General features: G+C 49.7%; 26 protein-coding genes and 3 pseudogenes. 9 read left to right on the top strand and 20 right to left on the bottom strand.

The features are described 5' to 3' along the window. Nucleotides 1–74: 74 nt before the first annotated feature. From EVJ29_RS09835 to EVJ29_RS09765, 16 genes and pseudogenes are all read right to left on the bottom strand, one after another. On the bottom strand, nucleotides 75–626 hold the full coding sequence (locus EVJ29_RS09835; RefSeq protein ID WP_131505054.1) for a hypothetical protein: 552 nt from the start codon (nucleotides 624–626) through the stop codon (nucleotides 75–77). A gap of 272 nt (nucleotides 627–898) precedes the next feature. Further along, nucleotides 899–1,147 (bottom strand): annotated as a pseudogene (locus tag EVJ29_RS15575) (CPCC family cysteine-rich protein); the annotation flags it as partial. 61 nt (nucleotides 1,148–1,208) lie between these two features. Next, complete coding sequence (locus EVJ29_RS09825; protein ID WP_131505053.1) at nucleotides 1,209–2,411, bottom strand: hypothetical protein; 1,203 nt, start codon at nucleotides 2,409–2,411, stop codon at nucleotides 1,209–1,211. Continuing rightward, the gene (locus EVJ29_RS09820) at nucleotides 2,399–3,103 is read right to left on the bottom strand and encodes a hypothetical protein (protein ID WP_131440686.1); all 705 of its coding nucleotides are present in this window, start codon (nucleotides 3,101–3,103) and stop codon (nucleotides 2,399–2,401) included. The genes EVJ29_RS09825 and EVJ29_RS09820 overlap by 13 nt, the downstream gene beginning before the upstream one ends. Nucleotides 3,104–3,117: 14 nt before the next feature. Beyond that, nucleotides 3,118–3,456 (bottom strand): hypothetical protein, encoded by a 339-nt coding sequence (locus EVJ29_RS15570; RefSeq protein WP_236633502.1) that lies wholly within the window; start codon nucleotides 3,454–3,456, stop codon nucleotides 3,118–3,120. Continuing rightward, nucleotides 3,444–3,626 carry a DUF58 domain-containing protein gene (locus EVJ29_RS15565; RefSeq protein WP_236633501.1) on the bottom strand — a complete coding sequence of 61 codons (183 nt, stop codon included), beginning with the start codon at nucleotides 3,624–3,626 and terminating at the stop codon, nucleotides 3,444–3,446. Before EVJ29_RS15565 ends, EVJ29_RS15570 begins: the two co-directional genes overlap by 13 nt. Before the next feature lie 205 nt (nucleotides 3,627–3,831). Further along, nucleotides 3,832–4,803 (bottom strand): DUF2268 domain-containing protein, encoded by a 972-nt coding sequence (locus tag EVJ29_RS09810; protein WP_131440684.1) that lies wholly within the window; start codon nucleotides 4,801–4,803, stop codon nucleotides 3,832–3,834. A 257-nt stretch (nucleotides 4,804–5,060) separates the two neighbouring features. Continuing rightward, the gene (locus EVJ29_RS15625) at nucleotides 5,061–5,336 is read right to left on the bottom strand and encodes a DUF3916 domain-containing protein (protein WP_161567350.1); all 276 of its coding nucleotides are present in this window, start codon (nucleotides 5,334–5,336) and stop codon (nucleotides 5,061–5,063) included. Then, entirely contained in the window at nucleotides 5,255–5,551 is a 297-nt protein-coding gene (locus EVJ29_RS15620; RefSeq protein WP_161567349.1) for a DUF3916 domain-containing protein, read from the bottom strand. Before EVJ29_RS15620 ends, EVJ29_RS15625 begins: the two co-directional genes overlap by 82 nt. After that, the gene (locus tag EVJ29_RS09795) at nucleotides 5,548–6,036 is read right to left on the bottom strand and encodes a DinB family protein (RefSeq protein ID WP_131465016.1); all 489 of its coding nucleotides are present in this window, start codon (nucleotides 6,034–6,036) and stop codon (nucleotides 5,548–5,550) included. The genes EVJ29_RS15620 and EVJ29_RS09795 overlap by 4 nt, the downstream gene beginning before the upstream one ends. Nucleotides 6,037–6,169: 133 nt before the next feature. Next, on the bottom strand, nucleotides 6,170–6,763 hold the full coding sequence (locus tag EVJ29_RS09790; RefSeq protein ID WP_161567348.1) for an Imm64 family immunity protein: 594 nt from the start codon (nucleotides 6,761–6,763) through the stop codon (nucleotides 6,170–6,172). A gap of 102 nt (nucleotides 6,764–6,865) precedes the next feature. Continuing rightward, nucleotides 6,866–7,651 (bottom strand): SDR family NAD(P)-dependent oxidoreductase, encoded by a 786-nt coding sequence (locus EVJ29_RS09785; RefSeq protein WP_131505049.1) that lies wholly within the window; start codon nucleotides 7,649–7,651, stop codon nucleotides 6,866–6,868. A 47-nt stretch (nucleotides 7,652–7,698) separates the two neighbouring features. Next, a complete protein-coding gene (locus tag EVJ29_RS09780; protein WP_131505048.1) occupies nucleotides 7,699–8,712 on the bottom strand; it encodes an NADP-dependent oxidoreductase in 1,014 nt (337 codons plus the stop codon). Nucleotides 8,713–8,745: 33 nt separating this feature from the next. Beyond that, nucleotides 8,746–8,979, bottom strand: a pseudogene (locus EVJ29_RS09775) (alpha/beta fold hydrolase); the annotation flags it as partial. 100 nt (nucleotides 8,980–9,079) lie between these two features. Next, entirely contained in the window at nucleotides 9,080–9,655 is a 576-nt protein-coding gene (locus EVJ29_RS09770) for a TetR/AcrR family transcriptional regulator (RefSeq protein WP_131505047.1), read from the bottom strand. Nucleotides 9,656–9,884: 229 nt separating this feature from the next. Continuing rightward, nucleotides 9,885–11,147 (bottom strand): NCS2 family permease, encoded by a 1,263-nt coding sequence (locus EVJ29_RS09765; protein WP_016508713.1) that lies wholly within the window; start codon nucleotides 11,145–11,147, stop codon nucleotides 9,885–9,887. Between the two features lie 283 nt (nucleotides 11,148–11,430). Between EVJ29_RS09765 and EVJ29_RS15615 the strand changes: the two genes are divergently transcribed. The 4 genes from EVJ29_RS15615 (at nucleotide 11,431) to EVJ29_RS09750 (ending at nucleotide 14,300) form a co-directional block, all read left to right on the top strand. Further along, on the top strand, nucleotides 11,431–11,553 hold the full coding sequence (locus tag EVJ29_RS15615) for a hypothetical protein (RefSeq protein WP_255569860.1): 123 nt from the start codon (nucleotides 11,431–11,433) through the stop codon (nucleotides 11,551–11,553). Between the two features lie 371 nt (nucleotides 11,554–11,924). Further along, nucleotides 11,925–12,485 (top strand): VanZ family protein, encoded by a 561-nt coding sequence (locus EVJ29_RS09760; RefSeq protein WP_131505046.1) that lies wholly within the window; start codon nucleotides 11,925–11,927, stop codon nucleotides 12,483–12,485. 20 nt (nucleotides 12,486–12,505) lie between these two features. After that, complete coding sequence (locus tag EVJ29_RS09755; RefSeq protein WP_131505045.1) at nucleotides 12,506–13,186, top strand: response regulator transcription factor; 681 nt, start codon at nucleotides 12,506–12,508, stop codon at nucleotides 13,184–13,186. Between the two features lie 28 nt (nucleotides 13,187–13,214). Then, entirely contained in the window at nucleotides 13,215–14,300 is a 1,086-nt protein-coding gene (locus EVJ29_RS09750) for a sensor histidine kinase (RefSeq protein ID WP_236633500.1), read from the top strand. Between the two features lie 118 nt (nucleotides 14,301–14,418). Here the strand turns inward: EVJ29_RS09750 and EVJ29_RS09745 are convergent, their stop codons facing one another. Further along, nucleotides 14,419–15,912: a PH domain-containing protein gene (locus EVJ29_RS09745; RefSeq protein ID WP_131505043.1), complete on the bottom strand. Its 1,494-nt coding sequence runs from the start codon at nucleotides 15,910–15,912 to the stop codon at nucleotides 14,419–14,421. Next, on the bottom strand, nucleotides 15,909–16,418 hold the full coding sequence (locus EVJ29_RS09740) for a PH domain-containing protein (RefSeq protein ID WP_071397497.1): 510 nt from the start codon (nucleotides 16,416–16,418) through the stop codon (nucleotides 15,909–15,911). Before EVJ29_RS09740 ends, EVJ29_RS09745 begins: the two co-directional genes overlap by 4 nt. 392 nt (nucleotides 16,419–16,810) lie before the next feature. Between EVJ29_RS09740 and EVJ29_RS09735 the strand changes: the two genes are divergently transcribed. From EVJ29_RS09735 to EVJ29_RS09725, 3 genes and pseudogenes are all read left to right on the top strand, one after another. Beyond that, nucleotides 16,811–17,512, top strand: a complete 702-nt coding sequence (locus EVJ29_RS09735) for a hypothetical protein (protein WP_161567347.1) — start codon at nucleotides 16,811–16,813, stop codon at nucleotides 17,510–17,512. Then, a pseudogene (locus tag EVJ29_RS09730) lies at nucleotides 17,512–18,437 on the top strand (AAA family ATPase). Before EVJ29_RS09735 ends, EVJ29_RS09730 begins: the two are co-directional and overlap by 1 nt. Then, complete coding sequence (locus tag EVJ29_RS09725) at nucleotides 18,434–19,489, top strand: DUF58 domain-containing protein (RefSeq protein WP_131505041.1); 1,056 nt, start codon at nucleotides 18,434–18,436, stop codon at nucleotides 19,487–19,489. The pseudogene EVJ29_RS09730 and the gene EVJ29_RS09725 overlap by 4 nt, the downstream one beginning before the upstream one ends. A gap of 274 nt (nucleotides 19,490–19,763) precedes the next feature. Here the strand turns inward: EVJ29_RS09725 and EVJ29_RS09720 are convergent, their stop codons facing one another. Continuing rightward, nucleotides 19,764–20,855, bottom strand: coding sequence for an FUSC family protein (locus EVJ29_RS09720; protein ID WP_131505040.1), 1,092 nt, complete (start codon nucleotides 20,853–20,855; stop codon nucleotides 19,764–19,766). 187 nt (nucleotides 20,856–21,042) lie between these two features. On the opposite strand from EVJ29_RS09720, the gene EVJ29_RS09715 reads away from it, so the two are divergent. Together EVJ29_RS09715 and EVJ29_RS09710 are read left to right on the top strand one after the other, a co-directional pair. Next, nucleotides 21,043–21,663: an NAD(P)-dependent oxidoreductase gene (locus EVJ29_RS09715; RefSeq protein ID WP_131443810.1), complete on the top strand. Its 621-nt coding sequence runs from the start codon at nucleotides 21,043–21,045 to the stop codon at nucleotides 21,661–21,663. Between the two features lie 16 nt (nucleotides 21,664–21,679). Continuing rightward, nucleotides 21,680–25,060 carry a dynamin family protein gene (locus tag EVJ29_RS09710; protein ID WP_236633499.1) on the top strand — a complete coding sequence of 1,127 codons (3,381 nt, stop codon included), beginning with the start codon at nucleotides 21,680–21,682 and terminating at the stop codon, nucleotides 25,058–25,060. A 135-nt stretch (nucleotides 25,061–25,195) separates the two neighbouring features. Here EVJ29_RS09710 and EVJ29_RS09705 read toward each other — a convergent pair whose 3' ends face one another. Continuing rightward, nucleotides 25,196–26,176 (bottom strand): Gfo/Idh/MocA family protein, encoded by a 981-nt coding sequence (locus tag EVJ29_RS09705; RefSeq protein WP_131505038.1) that lies wholly within the window; start codon nucleotides 26,174–26,176, stop codon nucleotides 25,196–25,198. Nucleotides 26,177–26,194: the final 18 nt, after the last annotated feature.

The raw sequence follows: 26,194 nt of genomic DNA, 5'->3' as shown, positions 1-26,194 counted from the left end.
ATGCGTCACTCTCGTCGAGTTGCACTCGCCAAACTTCACTATCGATTGATTTGAATTCTCTAAGTATGTTCAAGTCAACTCTCCCCAGACGGATTTTCGAGATACATTCCGATATTCAAGAGCTGTTCTTTCAGGTGCTGAAGATCTATATTCGTATGAATCCCCATCAAATAATCGTATCCGATAAACACTTTAAACGGTTCATCTTTATGATGCGATTCATTCCCAACGAGTTGCGCATAAAGCTCTTCTCGCAACATCAAGCGAATCATATGTTCGATTCTCCACCCAGTCAGCACAGTTCCTTTCTTTACCCGTTTATACAAATCTCTCGTTTTTGCAGTATAAACGATTTCCGAAAGGTCAGGCCGTTGAATTTCATGACGTGAAAGTCGACCTCGCTTCTCAATATAAGACACTCTTAGGGAAGTCACATTGCAATGCTTCATGATCCACTTGACCGAGGTCACATAGGCATCTTCAACTCTCATGTACTCTTCAAAGTGAAGCGTGATGCCTTCAAACGACTTTCCGATATCAGAAATGGCTGTCCATTCATCCTTTTCATATCCATAGGGCTCGTCTCGAAAAGCGGGATTGTATTTGGTTATTCTATATCGATACATTACTTCACCTGATTTCTGTATGTTCTCTTACTCTAAATGCCAAACAAGATCAGCGAGGTATAACCTTATGGCTTGATGCGTTGTGTAGTTTTCGAAACAGTCTCTTATTCTTCAGACTGAACAAATTCTCCGCCAAACGTCCATCCATTTTGTTTCAACATTTTTTCAAACTGTTCATTGAACCGGTTGATATCAATAGGCTTATTCTTTTTTCGATGCAAGACTACACCATCGATTAATAAGGAGGGTGACATCGACGGATTCGCTTCCCAGACGGGTTTCCATGCCGCGTCCTTTTCATATTCTCTCGATGGACGATCGCCGACCAACTGTTCCTCGGAAACCCCGAAACGAATCACATTTCGCTGCGCCGTTCGTAAAGAAACACCGTTTGCCCCTCCCCAATCGTCGGGGCCTACGCCATCATCCTCCCAAAAGCAGTTCGGACAAATCAAAAACGTTCCGGGCGGCTTTTCCTCCAGCGTTTTGTAACCACAACAGAGACACGTATATGTTTTCATTTGTACAGCTCCATTTCGTAAAAAATATGCAACAAGCAATGTAAAAGCACTGCTTACTACTTCAAAACCGCTTGATTGAACCGTTCACATGATCGAGAAAGTGATACACATCGTCCGCATCATGCGCCAGTGCGAAGTTTCCGAAGATATGAGGATGATACTCTCCCATGAACGTTTCAAGTGTCTGTACAGATGTAGGGGATGAGAGGGACTGCCAAAACCCGCTTGCTTTCAGATTGCCGAGCTGGGGCAGCAGCTTGTCTTCAATCAACTTCTTCCAGTCGTCATCATGAAGCGTCAATCGATACACTTTCTCCCTCGGGCCGAACGTTCCTCCGAGACAGAACGTCAACTCGATTGGAAACATACCCTTTGTCACGTGGTGAAAGAACGTCTCATAATCCGCTGTGTCAATCGACTCAACGGATTCGATTGTCGTCCCTTGGAGTGTCAGTCCCTCACGGTAATAGCTCAACAGCCAATCCGTTTCATTTGAGAACGTGACGACGTCTTGGCGATGTTCGTCACGGGAAAGTGTCAGCCATGGGGCGATCGTCTCATGATTATGAACGATTCCGGATGTGACAGAATCCTCTTCTAAGCGTTCAAACGAGAAACGATGTCTCTTCGGCAACAGTACCTTTGTTTTCCGCTCCACGCGTAACGGGAACTCTGCGTCGGCGAGATGTCGGTAAATTAGGCGATTTGCTTCTCCCTCTTTGAATGCATGGCTCGGTAAAATCAGCATCTCTGTCTGATGATAGAGGATTCGACAAAGTTTCAAGTCCGGCTCTTTCTCGTAGTCCGTAAAACATGTCGCGATGTCCGAGACGTCTAGCGTCACACGAGTGATTCGGTCTCTCTGTTTACACACCTCAATCGGATGCATCCAGACATACACCGTCTCAACGACCCCAGATGATGCGGCATCGACATAGACGTCTCGCGTGAACGGATGCAAGATGAGGTAACGTAGTATCGTTACATCGGTAAAACCCTTATCGATCTGTATGTCATCCGAATGAAATGAAAAGATGTCAGCATCTTGTCGACGAATCGAGCGATACACCTCATCAAGCCTTTGATCATAGACTTGGTCGAATTGATAACGGTCGATTTTCCATAACGTACCATCGTTCGAACGTGATAATCTTTCCGTCTTTTGTTCAAATTTATCCGTGTCCACTGCGTGTCGACGCACAAATAAAGCCGTGGTCGCGTCAACTTCACGTAACCACGGACGTTTCACATTCATCTTTTCCATCGCCTCCGGTAAAAAAGATAACCGAGCGGGAGTCCCGTCAACAACGCGAGTCCAATCATCCGAAAAGATTTCGGCTCTATCGTCTGAACGTCACCTGAACCACCAGTAAGGGCATCCTCCACAGAACCTTGATCGTTTGAATGTGTTTCGACCAAGAGTTTCTGATACATCTCGAGCGTGATCGTGTCTCCGCTGATGAACCGTTTCGCATCGGTCGTCATGGCGGTCAACGTCTCCCCGTTTAAGTCAAACCAGGCATTCTCTTGAGCAGAATGGACGAGTGAGCCGGACACATCAGCTAAGGCAATGGCCAACTCGTCGCCATACCCGAACGTGGAGAAGGCGAAAATGCCCGGTTCTTGCTCCCACGTACCGATGACGTTTCTCGGCTCCCCATCTTGTAGGACGGCTGATACGTACTCCTTGCTCGAGACGAACGTACACATTTCGTCCAACGAATAACAGGATTGCGCGGCAATCAATACTTCATGGAGCGGACCGAACGAGACGGTGCGACTTTCCGTCAAGTGATAGTTACTCGGGTCGTCTCCTTCGATATGGTCGAGGACGATTGACTCGAAATGTTCTTCAGCGAAACGCTCCGCGGATCGTTCTGTCGGCGCCGCAGCTGCCGACGTAGCACCGAGCGTGAAGACCCCGGCTAAAGCGAATGTTGTGATCAGGCGGAACATGTTTCTTTCTCCTTTCAACCGACAGACATTTGTTTTAGGAATGACGCATCAATCCGAATCAGTTCCGCATGTGGATGTTTTTGGCGCTCGATGATTCGGCCAAACCGTTTTGAGGCGACGAATCGATTCGACTCGTGAATCCACGCCAGGCGCACGAGTGCGAGGCGCAACTGCTTACGACCGTCACTCATCCGAAGGTGATCGACTTTATTATCAGCATCTAGGCGATTGATGAACAGCTCGACTTTACACTCTTCCTTCACCAAATAGGATACCAGATAAGCGGCCTGTTGAATCAACTCTTCGTAACGGGCGTGGAGACCATTCCCGAGCGGACCGCTCAAGTCAAGCATAATGTGAACGTATCGAGGTTTTCGCGCTCATATACTTTCGCCTGTAGCTTCCCTGTCTTGGCTGTAGCGACCCAGTCAATTTGTTTCACCGGCTCTTGCTCATATTGTTTTGAGCTTTGGATCATCAACGGGTCGTGGAGCGGTGAATGTTTGACGAGTCGATCCCCCATCCTTACCAGGCGTGAATCGGAAGTAGATAGGTCGCTTCGTCACGAAGTTGTAGGGAATGCACGCGCTGATTTTCGTCAAACATCACCCTTCATAATCACAGCTCAGTAATCCTTCCTTTAAACAAAAGCCCCCAATCAATAGAGCGAACTGATTGGGGACCGGGTATCACGACTGCGATACTGGAAAATCATGTGACTTGTTTCGTCATTGCTGAAGAATCTCTTGATATTTGTAGCCCTCTAAGATTTCATGATCTTCTTTGAATGTCCAATCTTGAATCGAAAGCTTTGGATTTGATTCTAAGTAATGGTTGAGAATATCTTTTCCTAAAATATAGTTACTCCAGCGAGGAAGATTCTTTTGCTCATTACCGATAACAAAATCGTTAAATGTTGTTTCATAATCATTAACAAGGTTGGCTACATGCTCCTTCGTCTTCTCATCCATTGGTTCATGCCAAGGAGGTGAGACGCCTTTGACAATTCGATCTGCAAAAGCATCTGCTTTCCCTTCTAATATGACAGAATTTAAAACCGAACTAACCATAAAGTTTGGTGTGTCGCGAAGAATCAAGTGATGATATTCATGTGCAGTCGCATAAGCAAGGATATCTTTATCGAAGTCTTCATTCAGATAAAAGACAAAAGTATCTTTATATGCATTTCCACTAATCCCACCCAGTGACTCACCGATAAATGCAAATTCTGAATTGATTGGTACGAGAAAAATCGTACTTTTCTTTTTAGGAAGTGCCTGATGGGAAGCGATGTAAGTTTTTATAATCGTTTCTTCAATCTCACCATGTTTGCTCATCAGCACATCGATTCGATTTAGGAGTTGTTGCTCATAGGATGTCGATTTCATCAAAAAGTTGCCTTTCAAATCCGCTGTTCCGAACTTCTCCTCTTCTCCAATCTTCCCTATGTAATCGAGAACAAATTCTCTAAAAAATTTCTTTTTCTGTTCTGAATCATTCGTCTCTAGAGATGCCTCCAAATACTTTTGATACTGTGTGTAAAGTGGCACGATTTTTAATTCACTATCGTCGCTTATTTTTATAGTCTTAGGCTGCACGTTAACGTTCTCTTTTATAGCTTCGACATTTTCTTTGTCACCAATGCATGCCGATAACAGAATCAAAGGAATACAAAGTAGAAGAAGTGTGAATCTTTTCAACTGAACGACCTCCGTCTCTTTTTAAACCATCAAGCATTTATCGTGAGCTTTTATCATGATGATGTTTTTTCTCTTCGAAAGACTGTGTAGTAAAGATTATGAGTCATCTTCCTTTTACATGTTAAATTGTACCATATTTTCTATCAAATTACCTTTCGACATTTTAATCAACTTGTAAATATCACTGTTGTTTTTGGGTTTACGTTGAGACGTTGTGCTTAACTTCCTATTATTCGTCATACAAAAAAATTGCCCGTTCATTGAACGAGCAACCAGACTTCTCCTGTATAAATATCATCCTCATCTTGAATCCGCTCGTGGAACCGATGCACCTCGACATCCGCTGACAGGTCGAGCCGTTGCAGGAATACGTGATCGTTAGGTAACCGCGTCCATGTCTGTTCTGGCGAGTCACGTTCCATAAACGCCTTCAGTCGTACGTCACTTTCAATCACGAGAAGTTCGGACTGCCAAAGCGTCGGCAAATCGAGTAAGACGACGACCCGGTACCGCTCCTCTTCTCGGAGACGCACGAGACGGGAGGCCCCTCCATCATCGCCTCGATGACCGCATATTGAATCCGGCTGTTCTCCTGCACCGACAGTAAGAACGATTGATCAATTGGGATTTTGTTGTGCCAATACCCGTCATGGAACGTCGTCGGGAACGAATAGGTCTGTTCGTCGATATACGTGTGCAATCGTTTCAATCTTCGTCTGATACCGCGCACTTTCGCTCGTCTCTTCAAGATGTTCTTCCCAATATGGCGTCGACTTGCTGCTGGTGATGCCGGTCATGTCCGATGAACTCGGTGACGATATAAGTAAGCGTATACGGAACACCCTGATGCGGGCAATGGGTCACCCCGTTCGCCGTCGTGTGCGAAGTCAGCGTCTCTTGACGCAATGACCGCAGCACTTCTATGAGTGAACTCCGACTCGTTTTGGCTAATTGGAGAACGTTTTCTCCCGAGAGACGTTTCGCTTTTTGGGTCGCCCGCGCGTTAAACGAGTCGAACTCAGGGAAGATCATCCCTTCTCCGTTCTTCACGGCTGGGATGATGACGTTCAACAGATGGTTGTCCCAATGGGCGATGTGAAGGACGACTGCTTTGATTGACCATTTGTCGGTCGCAATTGGCTTTTCCCACATCGATTCATCCAATCTCTCTAGCGTGTTTAGCCAATCTGTATAGGATGCAAATTCGTCGATGACGTTTGAACGATTAGTCATGAATCTGTCCCTCCTCAATTCATAAGGTAAGGAAATTGTATCATGTTCGATTACTTCTGTTCCGGTCATATTTTTCTATCCTTGGTCAATCAAGGAACGCTTGACGGAAGCGATTGATTCTCACAATGATGACTTATACATCTAGCGAGATGGACACTTTCTTTTTGAATTGTGGAGTTATCCCGTCGATTGAAATCGAACCGTAAGTGACCGTTAAGCCTTCTGGCGTCGGGACAATAGAAAGGGAAAACGCATTTAGCCAGTCCGCTGACGTCGGAAATACCCCAGGGGCCCAATCCAGTTCAAGTTCGTGCCCAGCAATCGCGTAGGAGAATGGCACATGACGATACACGTCGACGAGCAGTCGTTCGATTTGCTGTGTGAACGCGGATCTCGATGCAGGATGTGAAACGACATCCCCCCAGTTCAAATCGATGAGAATCCCGACATAAGTGTCCATCACTTGAAGGGACACGGTCATCACCATATCCACGCCTCCAAAATAGTTACTTCGTAAATGGATAGATCCGTAATGCCCGATCCGAGCAAAGTCGGTATCTGTCGTTGTCGTCCAATCGTTCCCCGCTTCATCCTGACTGAATGTCACGTTTATGATTTCTCCACCGCTACTTAACAGTTCCTCACATACATTTTGAGCAAGTTTAGGTAACGGATAATGGTTCGGATAAGCCATCCCGATGGAAATGAATCCGCCTGCTTGATCCATTCGAACACCTCCTTTTTCAATCATACAAAAAACGGCACCGTTAGGAACGGTACCGCGCTATGTTTGAGCCTCAGATGTTTATGCTAATGACGCCCTATTCATTCACTGCTTCGATCCATCCTGCATCGTTCGCATCATGCGAGTGATTCGCTTACGCGAAAGCAGTCGGGGCAGGAAGGCAACGAGCCGATTCCGTCTCCCTGGGATAATCAAGGTCTTTCCGTTCATAAAGCCACGATACCCGATATCCGCGACCCGTCCTGCTTCCATGATCGTGCCCGTTTGAAACAGTTTTGACGCCTGCATCCCGGAGCGGTCGACGAAACCGGTCGATGTTAACCCTGGACATAAAGCGGTCACCGTCACGTTCGTCCCGCTCACTTCATTTTCGAGCGCTTCTGAGAACGACAACACGTATGACTTCGTCGCGTGGTACACCGACATCAACGGTCCCGGGAAAAAACCGACCATGGAAGATACATTCATGACGCCCCCTTGATTCCGTTCAACCATACCGGGTAAAAACAATTTGGTCATCACCGTCAACGCCTTGATGTTGACGTCAATCATATTCACCTCTTGGTTCATGTCTGTCTCTAAGAACGTCCCGTACAGACCGAACCCGGCATTGTTGACCAAGTAGTCCACGTGGATCCCCTTCTCCTGGAGCTCCTTGTAAATCGCTTCTGGCACTCCAGGTGACGCGATGTCTTTGGCGATGACGGTGACGCCGACACCATGATTGATCCGATAATCTTTAGCGATTTCTAACAGTTTCGCTTCATTCCGTGACACGAGTACCATCTCATGTCCATCCCGGGCAAAGCGATCGGCCAATTCTTTGCCGATCCCACCTGACACGCCTGTGATGAGAACCGTTTTTTTCATGGCAGTCTCTCCCTCTTTTTCTGCTACAAGCAGTAGTCTCACATACTTCAGAACGTAATGATGACCTTTCCTTTCGGCCGACCCGTCGCAACTAACTGTAGTGCTTCGTTCACTTCATCAATCGTAAATCGTTTCGGATGAAGGGCAGGAACGACTTGGTTCGCCTCCACGACGCTCGTGATTTCTTTGAGTTGTGACCCATTCGCACGTACGAAGATGAAGCGGTATTCGACGTCATGTTTTTTGGCCATCCGGTCATATTTCGCACCCGCCATCGAAAATAACGTTTGTTTCCAGAACGGGAGCTGTCGGTCTTTTGCGAAACGTTTATTCGGTCCTGTCCGCAAAGACAGGAGTCGTCCGCCTCGTTTGAGGATGCTCAGCTCTTTCTTGAATTCTGTCGGCCCTAACGTATCGATGACATAATCCACGTTTTTCAAGACGTCCTCATAGTTTTGCGTCGTATAATCCAAATATTGATCGGCACCGAGCTTCAGCGTCCGTTCGCGTGACTCCGCATTTCCACTGACGATCACTGTCAGACCTAACGACTTCGCGAGCGGAACGGCCATTTGACCGAAACTACCCGATCCCCCCGGAATGAACACAGATTGTCCGGACTGGACGTTTAACTCTTCATGTAGTCCTTGGTAGGCTGTGAGTCCCGTTAAAGCGACAGCTGCTGCCTCTTCGTAAGATAAGTTTTTGGGCATCCTTGCGATGGCAGATGCATCGACTGCTACATATTCAGCGATGGCCCCGATTTTTTCAATCGGCAGACGCGTGTAGACGTCATCCCCGACGGAATAACCGGTCACATGTTTCCCGACCTGTTCGACGACACCCGCCAGTTCGTTCCCGATTGTCAGCGGGAAAGCATAATCTTGAATCAGTTTTACGCTACCGATCATGATCAACATCTCGAGTGGATTGATGGCGGCGGCCTTTACCATGATCAACACATCATTGTCCCCGATGTCCGGAACACGTACCTCGTTCACTTGCGCTTCGATTACTTTCGAATATCGACTGATTTGAGCTGCTTTCATCATTTTGTTCATGATTGACTCTCCTTTGTTTGTCTCGACAGATGATCAAATCGCATCTGAATCGAGGAATAGGTTGACGTGTGCGGCAAATCGTTCGGGGAACTGGAACAGATGACCGTGTCCAGAATCCGGATAGACGATCAATTGTGCGTTCGGTATTTTTTCGGCCAAAATGTAACTGTTCTCAGTCGGCACCATGACATCTTTAATCCCATTCGTCACAAGGACCGGTTGTTCGATCGCATGTAGCCATGCATAGTCTTCGTCCGGCTTTTGTTGCGCCCATTTCGCAACGGCTTGTAACTGTGCACCCTAAGTATGATAAAAACCTGTTGACGTTTTTTAGAATGAACGTTCTAAAACAGGTAAAAAAAGAAAGTCAGTCCAACACGCTGAGTGCCAGCGCGATGATGCTTTCTAATTCTTTTTGCGTGTAGTTCGTTTTGATCAAGACACGAAGACCGATCAAGTTGTTGTGCAAGAAACGCGCCATCTGTTCCGAATCGATGTCGGTTGACAGCTCGCCACTGATTTTTCCTTGTTGAATCAACTCTTGGAACATGTCCTCGGTCCGATGGAACATCGTCGTCGCCATCCGGTCTACCTCTTGGTCCAAGAGCGACAATTCGACGGCTGCATTGACGGATAGGCACCCTTTTGGATAGGTTTCAGAAGACCTCAGAATGAATCGAAATACGTCCCCGATGGCTGACTTCACGGATTCATGTTGACGAATAATCGTCTCCATCTCATGCGTGATGAATTTTTCATACTCGCCGAGCGATGCTAAGAACAACGAGCGTTTGTCACCGAACGTGTCGTAAATGCTTCGTCGATGAATGCCCATGTGGTCGACCAAGTCTTGCATCGATGTTTTCTCATACCCTTGTTCCCAAAACAATTCCATCGCTTTCTTTAATACAATCGTTTCGTCAAACTCTTTACTTCTAGCCATCTCGATCCTCCTTCGGTCACCACACAGTTTTAGAATGAACGTTCTAACTACACCCTCACTATATCCTTTCTAGAACGATTAGTAAAGAATGAAGTTGATTACACGAAAGAAGAGGAGCATCATCCTCCCGGGACGACGCTCCTCTTCTCGTGATTATCTCTCCAATCGTTAGGAACAAGTTTCTACTGTCGATTGGAGAGCACATGCTGAACGGTCCCGTTCAGCATGTTTACAGCCAGACTGGTAAAGAAAAGAAAACCAAGAACAATACGGTCAAGACACCGACGACCGGACTGAGCGAGCGATAGCCCTTCTTGAACAAGACGATCATCGTGTAGGCGATGAAGCCGAGCCCGATGCCATCGACGATGGAGTACGTGAACGGGATCATGATAATGACGAGGATCGCCGGGAAGGCCTGCTCCCAATTGTCGAGTGGCAGATGCTTCACGTTCTGGAACATCATCATACCGATGATGATCAAGACCGGTGCGATCGCCGTCACCGGAATGATCGCGAACAGCGGCAACAACAACAGCGAGACGACGTAAAGACCTGATGTCACGAACGACGAGATGCCGCCGCGTGCGCCGACCGAGATGCCGGCCGCGACCTCGACCGTCGAGACGGTCGGGCTCGAGCCAAACATGGCCCCGGCCATCGTCGACAACCCTTGGGCGATCAAACCTTTCGGGGCTTGATCGTCCTTGCCGATCGCCCGCGTCTGATTCTGGATCAGGCTGATGTTCTCGATCAACAAGACGAGCGTCAACACGCCGACCGCGATCAGGAAGATCGGTGATGTCGATTGCGCGAACGACACGTTGCCGAACACGGTCCCGAACGACTCGAAGAACGGTGTGAGCGCGAACTCACCTGTCCAGTCGAGCGTGCCCGTGACAGCGCTCAAACCGACACCGAACGCGATCGTCCAGAGGAAGCTGCTCGGTCCCATCTTCAAGAACAAAAGAATCGCGACGAATAGCGTCAGGAACGCGACCTGCACCGGTCGCTCCCCAAGGTCTCCGATGTGGAGCAGTGCCCCACCACCGCCCGAGACGATCCCTGCCGCTTCGAGCCCGATCAAGATGAGGAACAGGCCGAGTCCGACCGTCAGTCCGTCATGAATAATCGGCGGGAACGCGTTCGCGAGTTTCCTCGCCACTTTCGTCACCGTCATGAGGACGACAAGCGCCCCCGAGACGAGCGAGACGGCGAGCGCACTCTGCCAGCTCAGTCCCATCTGCAGGACGAGCGTGTACGTGAACAACGCGTTGATGCCCATACCAGGTAGGAGCAACAACGGTAAGTTGAACAGTCCCGCGATGAACGTCCCGATGATGCTTGTCAAAATCGCTCCGACGAGCGCTCCCTCGAACGGGAGTCCGGCTTGTGTCAAGATTGCCGCATGTACGGCCGGGATGTATGCTGTCGCCAGAAAGTTCAGCACGCCCCCGTATGTTTCTGTTTTCCATTCTGTTTGTTTTGCCATAGGAATCAATCCTTTGTTGGCACCCTCACCCACCCATGTGGTTACACACGAGACTCATTATATCCTGTCTGACTTCAGACATGCAACACTATCGTAGTTCAATTCCACCTTTGGACCCAGTGTTGAGACGACTCCATCTAAAGGTTCATTTTATTAAATAAGAACAAACGTTCCTGTTTTTAGCATCTATTTTAGCGGGAATCTGCTATAATGAAGAGGCAGGTTAACACAGCAATAGTGGGGTCAGCCGCCAATTCCGCAATGGAGGAAGGCGGTGGTGCGGATGGAACAACTATGGACCTGGGTCGGTGACTACGTCATCATTCCGATCCTCGCTCCGATTATCGTTCACTTGGTAATCCACCAAACATCCGATCGTGCAACGTCTGAACGCACAAAAAAATGACCCCCTCGGCGCAATGAGATGGGTCACTTTCTGATTCACTAACCATTGTGGCGGCTGGGCCACTCTTAAAGTGGTAGCCTGTGAGCCAGAGGCCGGTGTATCGAGCACCGGTCTCTTTCTACTTGCATCATACCATATCTGTTCCCGGTTTTCAGTATTAGAAACACGAAAACGATGAATTTGACGTGACGAACAACCACTGGGTCACCCGATAGCAATCCGAGTTCATTTCCTGGTCCATTGTTCAATAAACCTTGGGGTAAGGCGAGACGCTTTGCCTTTTTTTAGATTTCATTTATAACTCCTTTAAGAAATCTTTAGAACTGTCATCTACGATAAAGGCAGTTCAAATTCTTAGGAGGTTTACAACCATGTATAATCAAGATTATTCAATTATGTTCACAATCGAATCAAAGGTCGTCCTCATCCCGCTCGCGATTCTCGGATTGATCACGTTACTCGTCTGGTCGTTTCGTAAAAAGAATGTAAAAGTCGCACAAACGATTTTGCTTCTATCATTCGGGATATACTTATTAGGTGTCCTTCACTTCGTCTTTTTCCCGATTGACGTCAATTTAGGAAAATACGCGAACCAAGTCCCATGGTGGAGAACGATTAATTTCATTCCGGTTTTGACCATCGACTTGCATTCATTTTTGCTGAATATCGTGATGTTCCTCCCATTCGGCTGTTTTCTTCCATTTTTGAAACCGGCGATCACGACACAAGAAATACTTAAACGAGGGTTTCAGTTTAGTCTGATCCTTGAACTGACACAATTATTGGTGCGTACGACACTAGGCAGTGGACGAAGCACGGATGTGAATGATTTATTGGCGAATGCGCTTGGCGCACTCTTAGGCTTTCTACTCGTTCGCTTCGTCGTCCAATACGCTCCGTTCCGACGTTTGTATCAGAATTTCCAACTTTAATTCGCAAGGGAGTTTTAGGCATGACAAAAATCTTGTTAGTGGATGACGATGTCCAAATCGCAGAACTGATTGATGTGTATCTAAAGAATGACGGGTATCACACGACGATGGCTACCGACGGGGAGATGGCGCTTGCTTTATTTAACCAAGAACCGTTTGACATAATTATTTTAGATTGGATGATGCCTCGGATGGATGGGCTTGAGTTTTGTAAGCGGGTGCGCCAGACGAGTCAGATCCCGATCCTCATGGTCAGTGCCAAAGTTGGTGATATGGATAAAATATTGGGATTGACGACGGGTGTAGATGACTACATCATCAAACCGTTCAACCCGCTCGAGTTGATGGCTCGTATTAAAGCATTACTACGCCGTTCCAATTACAATCGACCCAGTGAGTCCTCAAGCGTATTAGCAGGACCTTTTCTCATTGATCGAGCCAGCCACACCGTCACGATGCAAGAGCAGATGATTCGATTGACGGCACGTGAATTTGAGATTTTATATTTACTGGCGACACATAAAGGCCGGGTATATAGTTCAGAAGAGATTTTTGAGACTGTCTGGCAAGAGCACGGCGTCGGGACGAACCAGACCGTGATGGTTCACATCAGTAACATCCGTGAGAAATTACATTCCGTTGTGCCACATGAAGTCATCATTCATACGGTGTGGGGAGTGGGATATAAAATTGAGACATAATATATGGCGCGTCATAACGTTCATCCCCATGTGGAAACGTCTGCTATATGTGTTGATTACTTTTGGGGTCGCCACACTGAGCGGCGTTCTCTTACTGCCTGCCGTCTGGTACTTTGAGGAGTCTTCACGATTTGTGGAAAGTCTTGTCATCGTCCTTTCCTATTTCCGTGAAGGTGTGTTATTCCTGTTTTATAGTTTAATGGTCGCCGTTTGTTTCGTCTTGATCTATCAGTATGAGCATAAACGTTATTTACAGTTTCATATTGAGCGGATGACATCACTTGTGGAAGAACTCCACGCCAACTGTGATGCGGTTGAACAAGATGTCCCGCCAGAGCTAGACCGGTTGATGGCAACCGTCCGCAGCATCTCGAATAGTGCGGCAAAAGCAGAGTATGAATTGATTCAGGCAAATCGATTGAAGCACGAACTCGTGACGAACGTCGCGCACGATTTACGTTCCCCGCTCACGTCCATCACCGGCTACCTTGACTTGATTCATAGTGACCGTTACCGGGACGAGGTCGAATTGCGTCATTACATCCAAGTGATCCATGAGAACGCGAGCAATCTGAAAGGTTTGATTAACGATATCTTTGACTATACGTTTCTACAAAACGACCGCATCGTCCGACAAAAAAGCGAGGTCCATCTCGATGAATTGCTCAATCAGCTCATCACGCAGTCCCGATTACGTCTCTTAGAAGTTGAGATGGAAGCAAGATTCAGTTCTTCAGCCGAACGGCCCATCGTTGAAGGCGATGCGTTGAAGCTCGTGCGCGTGTTCGAGAATATACTCGAGAATGCGATGCGTTATGGGCGTGACGGAACGTATATCGATACGTTCGTTGAAGATACGGATAGAGCGGTCTTCATCAAAATGACGAATTATGGGGAGGAGGCGATCCCCTCCCGTGATCTCCCCTTCGTGTTCGAACGATTTTTTCGAGTCGAAAAGTCACGAGCCCACTACACCGGCGGATCAGGTCTAGGTCTCGCCATCTCCAAGTCTATCGTCGATTTGCATGAGGGCGAAATTCATGTGAGCAGTCAACCGGGGGAAACGACGTTTACGATCGTGCTTCCCAAAGCCCCCACACAGTCCTCTTTATGAAAAACATCGCGCAAGCGCTCAGACGCGCCATACTTTTTTATTAGCTGTTCGAACTAAAAAGACGAACCACATCGCCTATTGCGACTTGGTTCGTCTTTTTAGTTTGTCTGAGTTGAGGTTAAACCGATGTTTTCATGTCTGCCTCTACTGTATAGCGTGAGAACCAGGCGAGCATGGCGTCCGCCTCTTGGCGCGGGATGTCCTCAATCGACTCGACGGATAAGAGACCGCCGCGCGTCGACAATTGGACGTTACATAATCCAAAGCGGCGTTGGAGCGGCGTCTGCGTCACTTCTACCCGTTCGATCCGAGGTTTATCAGTTAAAAACGAACGGACGTTGAACGCACCTGTCCGAAGCTCGATGAAGTCATCGTTCCGAGCATAGCGGGTCGTCATGTAGTTCAACACGCGGCCGCTAATGATGATGGCCCACAACAAGACGAGCCACCAGGCGTAATCGCGGAAGAAATAAAGGACGACGCCACTGATGATGAGACCGAACCAACTGATGCGCATCAACTTGATCCAAAGCGAACGTGTCGGCAGACGATGGAGCGTATCGGCCCATGTGAACTGATTGAAGTGTTCGTTCAGCACGGCCATCGCCTTGTTCCGTTTTACGAACGGAAGAATCGTCGACGACTCATCTTTTAACTCGTCCATCGTGCCCGCTGCGACGAGCTCGACACCGACGATATTGAACCAGCGCCGGATGAACGTTTCTTTGATGCGGATCGCTTGAATCTTCTCATACGGGATTTCTTTCGCTGAACGGTTCAAAAGTCCTTTCTCGACGCGGACCCGGTCACCTCTTCGTTCGAGGTGGAAGTTTCCATACTTCATGAAGTTGATGACAGTCCCGATGATTAAAGACATGATCAGAATCGTCAGGACAGATAATCCTAGCGCGATGAACGAGGCATGGACGACCCAGTCCTCGATTTGATTGAACGTTCCATCAAGGTTGATGAAGTCATCGATTGAGGACACGACTGTCGAAGCGACCGGGAAGATGGCGAATACCGACAGCGATGTCAGTGATGCGATGATGATCTCGCGTGTCGACAAGGCATAGAGCATGACGCCGGCCGGTTTTTCCGTCACGGCTTCGATTGCTTCGCCTTCGAGTGTCGGTTCGGTCTCGGTCTTGCGTTGCCGCGATTGGTCGAGGATGTCCTCTAACCGTTGCGCTTCCTGTGGGAGCACCCCGGCCAATTTGAACGAGGCGTCATCACTGTTCGCGTTCGTATCGAACGTCAACTCGACGACACTGAGCAGACGGTAAAGAAACGGGCTGTTCGAATGGACGCTTTGAATTTTATAGAGCGGGAGCGACTTCTCTTTTTTGATCCAATTCCCATCGATGATATACATCGTCTTGTCGTCCAAGGCGTAGCGGAAATTACGCCAGCCGAAGAATTTTTGAATCACGTCTAGTAAGAGAAAAAGCAAGATCCCGACGCGCAAGATGATGCCGAACGTCGTGCTCCAATCGTTATTGATCACAAATAGCAGTACGAGCGGGATGATAAATGACTTGATGACCTCTAATACACGTAACAGTAAAACGCGAGTCGGTAGACGATGCCAAGTGAGCGTCGCTTCCGTCATACGACATCCTCCTCTTCAATCCGGGCGTAGACCGCGATTTGTTCACGGAGCGTCTTCGCGAACGACTCTTCGATCGCATAGATCTCATGCGACCCGGCCGCGGTGCCAATCGTGATCGTCTGCAGACCATATTTCCGGAGCAACGGCCCTTGCTGGGCGTGGACGTATTGCACTTTCGTCATCGGGATCAACACGTCGTGTGTCGTGATGATGCCATGATGCAATCGTATCTCGAGCGGTTTTACGTCATACGTGAAGCGTTCTTGTTTCCACTTTTGGAACACGATGATGTCGATCGCGCTATAGATAAGATCGATGGCGAGCAAGGCGTACATCGTGTATTGAAGCCACGTCGGCCAGTCAAAATAGAGCGAGGCGACGACGAGACCGCCGGTGATGACGAGCCCGATCAAGTAAAAGATGGCGCTAGACAACCGGAACACGGTCCGTGCTTCGATCGGTAGTTTTCCGCTGAGTGATGCTGGTACTGTTTCTATGTCTGACATTGGTGTTTCCCCCTATCCGTTCGGACGCGTTGTCCGTCTCTCTTTTAGTATACGTCGTTTATTTGAAAAAAGTTTCACCTTGATACTGTGAAACTGTTCAACCTGTCCCAATCGAGGTCTGACTCGTCGGACCTGACGCGGATGTTCCAGAACTTCATCATATGCTGTAAATGAGTCTGCATTCGCTTCTCTCCGCATCGCTTAAGATTTCTTTATTATACGACGAATTAAAAAGTTGGTGGTTAACAGCCTCTAAATGTATTTAAATTCAATTATTGACATTATTTTTTTATAATGGAATATTTAAGTATAAATTAACTTACTCTACTGAACTCGTTTGAAAGATTGATTTATGCTTTTACCTTTTCGAAGAATAAAATGAAGGAGGGTTTATGCAGAAAAGAAGAATGTATTATTTCATCATATCGACCTTGATCATCGTCGCTTTAGTTAAGATCGGGGGCACTTTCCTATATGGAATGATTGTAGATCGTCCCACCCAACAAGACATGTCTGGGAAGCCAAGGTATATTGACGGTGAGCCGGCAACCTTTAAGGAAAAAACAGAGAATCTTGAGGACACTAATGATATACCGAAATGGCATAACCTTTTGTCGAAAGAACGCTTTGAGAAAAAAATTACCGGTGAGAATCAAAATACTGCTTCAGACGTCCTGAAATGGGCCGTTATAGCTTTCTTGATCATTTTATTTCTCAAGTACTACAAGCGAGTACGGGATTGGTGGGATAAGCGGCGCCGCAAAGCGACTCTGTCCTCAGATGACGAGAGACCATTATCTTCTCGAGCCAACATGGACACAGTGTCCACCACCACACCAACCGTTTTCTATGCCTCTGACACCGAGCTTGGAAAACTACTCGTGGCGTTGAATGACGCCTTGAGCGACGCTCAAAAACGCAAACCGCACGAGACCGTCTCAGAGTGGTTTGCACGCATTCGATTCGAACAATCTGTGAAACCTTATGCCGATGTACGATATGGAGAACTGGACGTGATCGACGAGCGCTCACTTCATGACTTCAAAGTATCTGTCAGACAGTACATACAACACCATAAAGGAGAGAAATCTTGATGAACATTCGTGCGATGATCGATGAAATCAACCAAGTTTATTTGGGCAACCCGAAAGTGGTCGAACTGTGTGTGACGTCGCTGCTGGCGAACGGACATGTGCTCTTGGAAGATGTCCCTGGTACCGGGAAGACGATGCTGGCAAAGACATTGGCGACGAGTTTCCACGGCGACTTTTCAAGGATCCAGTTCACAGCCGACTTATTACCATCTGACATTATCGGTTCGGATTTTTTTAACCTGAAGACGCAAGAGTTTGAAAATAAGCAAGGCCCGATCTTCTCCAACATCGTGCTCATCGATGAAATCAACCGGGCGGTCCCACGTACGCAGTCCGCGTTGCTCGAAGCGATGGAAGAACGACAGGTGACGGTCGGGGCAAGACATATCATCTACCTACCCCTTTCTTCGTCATCGCGACGCAAAATCCGATTGAATCATCCGGCACATTCTCTTTGCCTGATGCGCAGCTTGACCGCTTCATGATGTGTCTACATACAGGGTATCCGACTGAGGAATTCGAACTTCAATTGCTAGAGGAATCCGTCACCGAGACCCGTAAGACCATTTTAGCGAATGTCGATTTTGAGCAACTCTTACAATATCGAGCCGATGCAATGAAAATTCACATCTCGAAAGACGTGTTACGTTATATCGTCTCAATCGCGACCTCGTCACGTAGCCACCAGAACGTTCAGACGGGCATCAGTCCACGTGCGACGATCGCTCTCTCGAAAGCCGCGCAAAGCTATGCCTATATCCACAATCGTGACTATGTCACACCAGAGGACATCAAGTTCTTGGCCCCGTACGTTTTCGCTCATCGGTTGACACTGACGCTCGAGGGCGAGATCAAGTCCTCGAAGGCCATGGTCATGGAAGAACTCTTGGCGACCGTCCCGGTCCCGGTCGAGATGGGCATGTGACTCCGATGAACATCTCGACCAATGTATTTTTTTTGCTTGAGAAGCGCATCCAAATCGTCTTGTTTTCAGTGATTCTCATTTTATTGTTCGTGCCGTACCTCTCGATCCTTTCATTCGTTCTCGCTATTTTTTTGGCGGCAAGTGTTTATATCGAGCGTTACACGAAACGATTGACTTCACAAATGGACGTCACCTGGAGACAGTTCGACTCGATTCTGTTCAAAGACGACAGGTGTAAGTTCACCCTCGACCTGACGAACGTGCACCTGTTAAACGAAATGAGCACGAAAACATATATACGTACGCCGAAGGATGGACATTATGTCGTGAACTTAGAGGGGCATACGGAATCCATCATCGAATTGGACGAGCTGCCGTCTGATTTCGTCTTCGAACTTACAGGTAATCGAAGGGGACCCATCGAAGTAGCTGAAATCTCTATCACGATTAGCTTGCCTCTATCGTTAGGGACGCTGACACTCTATTTGGCTCCCCCTTTACGTTGGACGGTCTATCCATCGATTTCAAGTACTCATGCGCAACGTATCCGGTCACACCTAAAGCTTGGTGAGCGCGTCTCTAAATATTCTCCAATTAAAGATCGGTTATTACAAATCTCCTCGAAGCCCTATGAGGATGAACCGTCTAGACAAATCGACTGGTATGCGACGGCGAAGAAATCTACTCTGCAAACGAAACTGTACCAGCCAGTCAATCAAGACATGTTCACGGTGTACCTCGACTTGTCGGCTTCGAACGGGATCGGCCTACATCATAAGTTTGAGGAACTGATAGAGGATACGGCATTGGTCAGTCGGGAATTGATTGAAAGCGGCGGGAAGGTCGAGCTGTTTGTGAACCGATTAGATCAAAAGGGGCACGTCAATCACTTGAGCATCCAAGAAGGGGCGAAGCAGCTTAAAAACATCCTTGCCTTACTCTCTAGTCTATCGGAACAAGATTACTATATGGGTTCAACCCGTTTCTCCCCTTACGTGACGAAAATAAAAAATAAACAAGCTCAGCTCATAAAAATCGCATCAACTAACTGACTTTTTAAAAGCCAAGTTAGCTGATGCGTTTTTTTTATTCAAAAAGCAGTTCAACCAGCTGATTATGGTACATCTGTAACTTCACTAACGCTTTCTTTATGACATGACTCATTTCAAACAAGAGATCGAGCGTTATGTCGACTCCTACTATCATCGCCGCATCAAAAAACGACAAAAAAACTGAGCCCGGTGGAATACCGGACCCAGGTTCTCGAAGTCGCCTGACAAATTATTTAGTGTCTAACTTTTTTGTTTCAGTTCACGAGAGCGGTTTTTAGTCTTCAAAGAACCACTTCTTGCGCGGTTCCACTTTCAAGTTGTCGCTATGCTTCTTCATCTCGGTGATGAGGTAGCGTTCGAGTTCGTTCATCGCCTTGACCCAGTTCGTCATCGCCGCGACGAGCGGGACGACGGTCAAGATGAGTTCTTCCTCTTCGTCGCGCATCTTCTCGATCATCAGCTTGGCGAAGTCGAAGTTCTCGTGGATCAAGTCTTCCTCGCGGTCGATGATGTGTTCGTTCTCGAGTTCATACGCCGAGAACAAACGCTCATGCCGACGCAGCAAGTGCCGCATATGGCGCAACAGTTCTTCTTCGAGTTGTGGCGGCAGATGTTCGACCGTCAAATAATCGTCGTACAACTTGTCGAGCACGTGGATGGCGGCACTGTTCGTGTCGATCATCTTCGACTTGAGGACGGCCCGACGGTAGATCGGCGTCTTCTTCTCGAGCCAGCGGTTGGCTTTGATCTCTTCTTCGAAGTAATCATACGTCGTCTTCGAACCGCGATGTTTCTTTTTCGTCTCGTCGAGCGATTCGAACGACGAGCGGCCGCCTTCCGTCTCGGAGAACAAGCGAGCGATTCGGACCGCCATTTGAAAGACGGTCGTGATCTCGTCTTCGAGCTTCCGTTCATAGCGCGGCGGGAACAACAACGCGTTGACGAGCAGCGCGACGGTGATTCCCATCATGATGAGCAAGTAACGTTCGCCGGCGAACATCCAGATCGACAGCTCGGACTGGCTCGCCCCTTCCATGATCAAGATTGTCGTCAAGATGACGGTCCGCGTCGTCGACTCGAGGTTCAAGAAGAGCAGGATCGAGATGGCGATGATGATGACGACGCCGATCGCGATCGGTGTCGGGTTCGGTGTCAGCATCAACGAGAACACGGCCAGTAAGGCGCCGATCAAGTTCCCTTTCATCTCCTCTAAAAGCCGGACACCCGTCTGATACACCGACGGCAGTAAGGCGAGCGAGGCCGCGAGTGCCGGGACGACGATTTGTTCAAATTGAAACGCTTCGGCAATAAGTAACACCAGGGCGACAGAAATCCCGGTTTTGATCGTTCTAGCTCCAAATCTCATGCGTTCTCGACACCGGAGTGTCTTCCCCCTTTGTACACGTCATGCAATTTTTTTAGCCGACTTCGGCGTGGGTGAAACATTTGGCCTTCGAACCGGTCGAAGTCAGGTCATTTTGCCCGATTCGAGAGCGCTTCCGTGGTATGATGGCGTTGGATATTTTCTTTAATCTTGATGGGGAGGGGTTTACTTGTCAACCATTGCTTTATTTGGAGGAAGCGGCCGCACGGGGATGCGGATGCTTGAACGATTACTGGAGGACGGACATCACGTCCGCCTATTAACGAGACGACCGCTTCAACCGAGGGACGGTCTTGACGTCATCATCGGCGACGCCACCGACCAGGAAGCCGTCATTGAAACGATACAACGTGCTGACGTCGTCATGTCAGCACTCGGCACCGACAAACAAAACGTCTTGTCGCGCTTCACCCCGCTCGTCATCGCGGCGATGCAACAGGCAGGACTCAAACGCATCTTGATCGTCGGCACAGCCGGCATTTTACGGGCACACGACTCGGACAACTATCGCTTCGAGACGCGTGAGTCGAAACGGTCGATGACGACCGCAGCCGAGGACCACGCCCGAGCCTATGAGCTGTTCGAAGCATCCGACCTCGACTACACGATCGTCTGTCCGACGCAATTGATCGAAGGCGAATCTGTCGGTGAGATTGTCATCACGGCCGACGTGTTAGGCACGGTGAACTCAGGTCCGATCGCACGGGATGACGTCGCCGAGCTCGTGCTTCGCGCCTGGAAAGACAGAACATACATCAGACACCGCGTCGGGATCACGACGGAATCATGATTAGGGGATGGGGATTATGAACGAACAACGCATGCGCCTGGCGCAATTGACCGACGTATTTGAAACACAAGACGAGACCGAGTCGGCTCGGCTCGCCCGGACCGCACTCCGGAAAGTGACGCGTGACGAGATTTGGATCGCCGTCTGCGGTCACTTCTCGGCCGGTAAATCGACACTGCTCAACAACTGGCTCGGCGACGGGGTATTACCGACGAGCCCGATCCCGACGAGCGCGAACATCGTCACGCTCCGTAACGGTGACGCAAGTGCCTCGGTCGCCATCAATGACACGGACTGGATCCGACTCGGGACCGACGAGCTCGAACATTTAGGCGACTACTGCAAAATCGAAGAGATCAAAGAAGTCGAATACGCGCTACCGCGCTTCCCGTTCGGAAGTGACGTCGTCTTGATGGACACACCAGGTATCGACTCGACCGATGAGCGTCACCGCCAAGCGACGGAACGTTCGCTCTTCCTCGCCGACCATTTGTTCTTCATGATGGACTACAATCATGTCCAATCGGAACAGAACATCCAGTTGATGAAACAGTTCAGCGCCGAAGCCCGCCCCTACTCGATCATCATCAATCAGATCGACAAGCACGATGAGACGGAACTTCCGTTTGACGCGTTCAAACGCTCGCTCGAGACGGCGTTTATGCGTCATGCCATCAATCCGGACGATATGTTCTACATCTCACTCCGCGAGCTCGACCACCCAGAGAACGAGGTCGAACGGCTCCGGACCCACGTCCAAGCCGTCATCGAGACGGCCCGAGAGCAGAGTGAGGCGCGAGCAAGTCTCCTCGTCGACACGTTGCTCGACCGGTCTGTGCGGTCAATCGAGACAGCGCTCGAACAGCTTCCGGTCGTCGAGAAGCAGACGGCGGAGATCCAATCCCGGCTCCAGCGACTCGAGAAGAAATCGACGTGGCTGCAGTCGTTCCGTCGTGAGTTCTTTAAACACCAGTCCCCGATCGTCGCCAGTGCGCCGATCATGAACTATGAGTTCCGTGAACTGTTGCGGGATTATCTGGAGAGTTGTGCACCTGAGTTCAAAGTCGGCCTGTTCTTCTCAAAAGAAAAGACGCGCCAGGAACGTGTGCGGCGTGAAGATGTCGCCGCCAAAGAGTTCAACCGATTGATTGATACGAACTTGCGGCCTCACTTGATCAAATACGCCGAGGACATCGTCCGTGACTTGAAACTGCCAGAAGCGATCTTGTCTCGTCCCGACACATTGCCGTCCGCACCAAAGACGCTCATCAGCGAGCAAGTGAAGGCCGGGGCGTCACTCAGTGGCGACACGGTCCTCCAGTTCAGCCGTGACATCGAGTCTGCCCTCGCCGCTTGGGTGACGAAAGTGTCCGACCCGTGGGTCACCTCGGTCGAGACGTATCTCGAGGCTGAAGGAAAAAACCGGATCGACCAAATCAAGGCCGAGCAAGACGACTTATATGACATGCTCGATACGCTGGCGCTTCAACGCCGGCTTGCTGAAAAGCAAGCGCTGCTCTCTACTTACGCCATACGTGACATCTCGGAAGACCGATTGGGCGACCTCGAGACCCGCCATTACGTAGATGCCGGCCAGTTACCGAAAAAACAAGTCGAACACCAGCAACAAGAAGTTGCGTCGACCTCGCTTTTGGGCAATGATATCGTTGCTTTTTCATTTGATTTTTCGTATGAATATGCGGTATGTGAAATATTAGAGAAACATCCGTTATTCAAGTCACGCGTGAAGTCGTTGCGTCATAAGTTGGCCCGGGCCGAGTCCGAGCGTTACACGCTCGCCATCTTTGGTGCGTTCTCGTCCGGAAAGTCGTCGACGCTGAACGCGTTGCTCGGCGAAACGGTGCTCCCGACTTCGCCGAACCCGTTGACGGCCTCGATCACAAAGATCGTGCCCCCGAACGGTCAAGCCCATAAGAGCGCCTCGATCACGTTCAAGACACGGGACGAGCTCGAGGCGGAACTGAACGGCTACGGCGCTTCACTTGAAGCGCTCAGCATCGACCACCCGTTCGTCAACGCCGTCAAGAACGCTCCCCTGTCCTATCTCGGCAGTGAGCAGTCGGTCGACTACGACACGTTCTGCTCGTTCGTCACCGAGGAAGAGAAGAGTTGCATCGTCAAGGAGATCGAGCTATATGTCGACTCCCCTTGGGCCGAGCGCGGCATCATCTTCGTCGACACGCCGGGCGCCGACTCCCAGTTCAACCGCCACAGCGAGGTACAGTTCGGCTATATGCGCGACGCCGACGCCGTCCTGTTCGTGACGTACTACAACCACGCCTTCACCGAGGCCGACCGCGAGCTCGTCATCCAGCTCGGGCGGGTCCAAGGGACGGGCGGCCATGACATGTTCTTCCTCGTCAACGCGTCCGATTTGGCGACCGATGACGCGGAACGCGATGCCGTGACCGATTACGTGTCGAACCAGTTGACGAAGCTCGGCGTCCGCAATCCGACCGTCCTGCCGATCTCAAGCCGGAACGCCATCCAAGGCAGAGACAATGGTTTCGACCGCTTCTCGGCCAAGCTCGAGCAGTTCGTCGACCATGACCTGCGCCAAGCGAACGCCGTCCGCATCAAAGACGAGACGAGCGCTCTCGTCGCCGCGTTCGAAGACGTCTTACGCGAAGCCGAAGCCGATGCGACTGTTAAAGAAACACATCGCACACAACTCGAACAGTTGCGTGAGTCCGACAACCGATTAAGCGTCACGACGCTCGTCGACCCGTTCACGCGCGAAGTGAACGAACTGCTCGCCCACCTCGAGACGCGCTCCCTCTTCCGGCTCTCGGACTTCGTCAAGGAGACGTTCCATCCGGTCGAAGTCGACGGCTCGAAGGCGAGTCTCGAGCGCGCCCTGACACGCACGCTCGACAAGTATGCGTATGACATTCACCAAGAGCTGCAAGTGTTCCAATATCGGCTCGAGCGCTTCTTGAAGCAAGAGACAGAACGGTTGATCGAGCGTGAGACGCTCAAACTGCGCCCCGTCTTGCCGACGTTATCATACGAAGAAGACATCGACATCGACTGGCTCCGCGACGCCGTCGATCCGGTCACGTTCGAAGCGGACCCGTTCCGTCCCGTGTTGAAGCACTATAAGAACGCGAATCAATTCTTCGAAGCCGACGGTCGGACGAAGCTGCGCGACGACTTGAGCGCACGCTTAAAAGCCGCCGTCCGGGAACAGCTCGAAGCAGTCGGTGCCGCTCAAGCCGAACGGACCGCTTCGCACTTACAATTGCTCGAGACGACGCTCAGCACTGCTTGGAACCGTGAAGTGAACGACCTCGTCGCCGGTGAGCTGAGCGTACTGACGGACGGGCAGTCGTTCGATGACATGAAACAGCGCCTCGACGCACTCAGAAAGGACTGAACGCATGGGTTCATTATTGCTCGTCGGCCTGATCCCGGCCGTCATCATGACGGTCGCACTAGGTTTGTTTATCCGCCATTTGTATCTCAATAAAGAATCATAAAACAAGCCTCGAGCGCGCGCTCGAGGCTTGTTTTATACATCTGCCGGATAACGGACGTCGATGCGGCGCCGGATATCGGTCATGACGTCAGCAAGCAACTGCATGTCGTCAAATGAGTGGATCTCGGTCTCCCTCTCGCCTGCTAGAATCATAAGCACGAACGCTTCAATCTCGTACTTCATGTGTGTCGTCTGTTCCGTGGCGAGTTCCTCGGTCGTCCCGTCGCGCCCGACGAACGTCAAGCGGTCGAGTGAGGCGATATCGTCGATGACGATACGCCCCGCTTCCCCGATGATTTCGGACGGTGCGTCCGTGCCGTGAATCTTCGAATGAAGCACGATAATGTCCATGCCGTCATACGACAAGATGGCCGAACCACTCCCGTCGACGCCCGACTCGAGTTTGACGGCGTTCGCTTGCACGGCGTCCGGTCGACCGAACAGTTTCAAGGCGGGACCGAGGCAATAGACACCGAGGTCCATGAGCGAACCGTTCGAGAAGGCAGGATTGAACGTATTCGGGTTGTCCCCGCGCTTATACAAATCGTAGCGTGACGAGTATTGCGATTTGTTCAAGATGACACGTCGGACGGGACCGACGCGAGGCAGCGCTTGACGCAATATTTGGAAGTTCGGCATGAATAGGTTGCGGAGCGCCTCAAGGAGGACGACGTCGTGCTCGCGCGCCGTCTCGAGCATCAATTTGACCTCGTCGACGTTCGAGGCGAACGGTTTCTCGCAGAGGACGTGTTTGCCATGTCGCATGAACAAGATGCCCTGCTCGGCATGGAGCGAGTTCGGGCTTGCGATATAGACTGCGTCGATGACGTCGCTCGTCGCCATATCGTCAAGCGATGTGAACGTATGGACGATCCCATACTCTTTTGCGAAATCGGTCGCCCGCTCCGCTGTCCGTGAATAGACGGCCGCAACGGTCGCACCTTCGACTTCGTGGACGGCTTCTAAAAATGAATGGGTGATAAAGTTCGTACCGATGATACCGAATCGAATCATAAGGATGTACCTCGTTTC

Source organism: Exiguobacterium sp. SH4S7 (assembly GCF_004336795.1).
GTDB lineage: Bacteria > Bacillota > Bacilli > Exiguobacteriales > Exiguobacteriaceae > Exiguobacterium > Exiguobacterium aurantiacum_A.
This window is presented reverse-complemented; position numbering and strand designations above follow the sequence as displayed.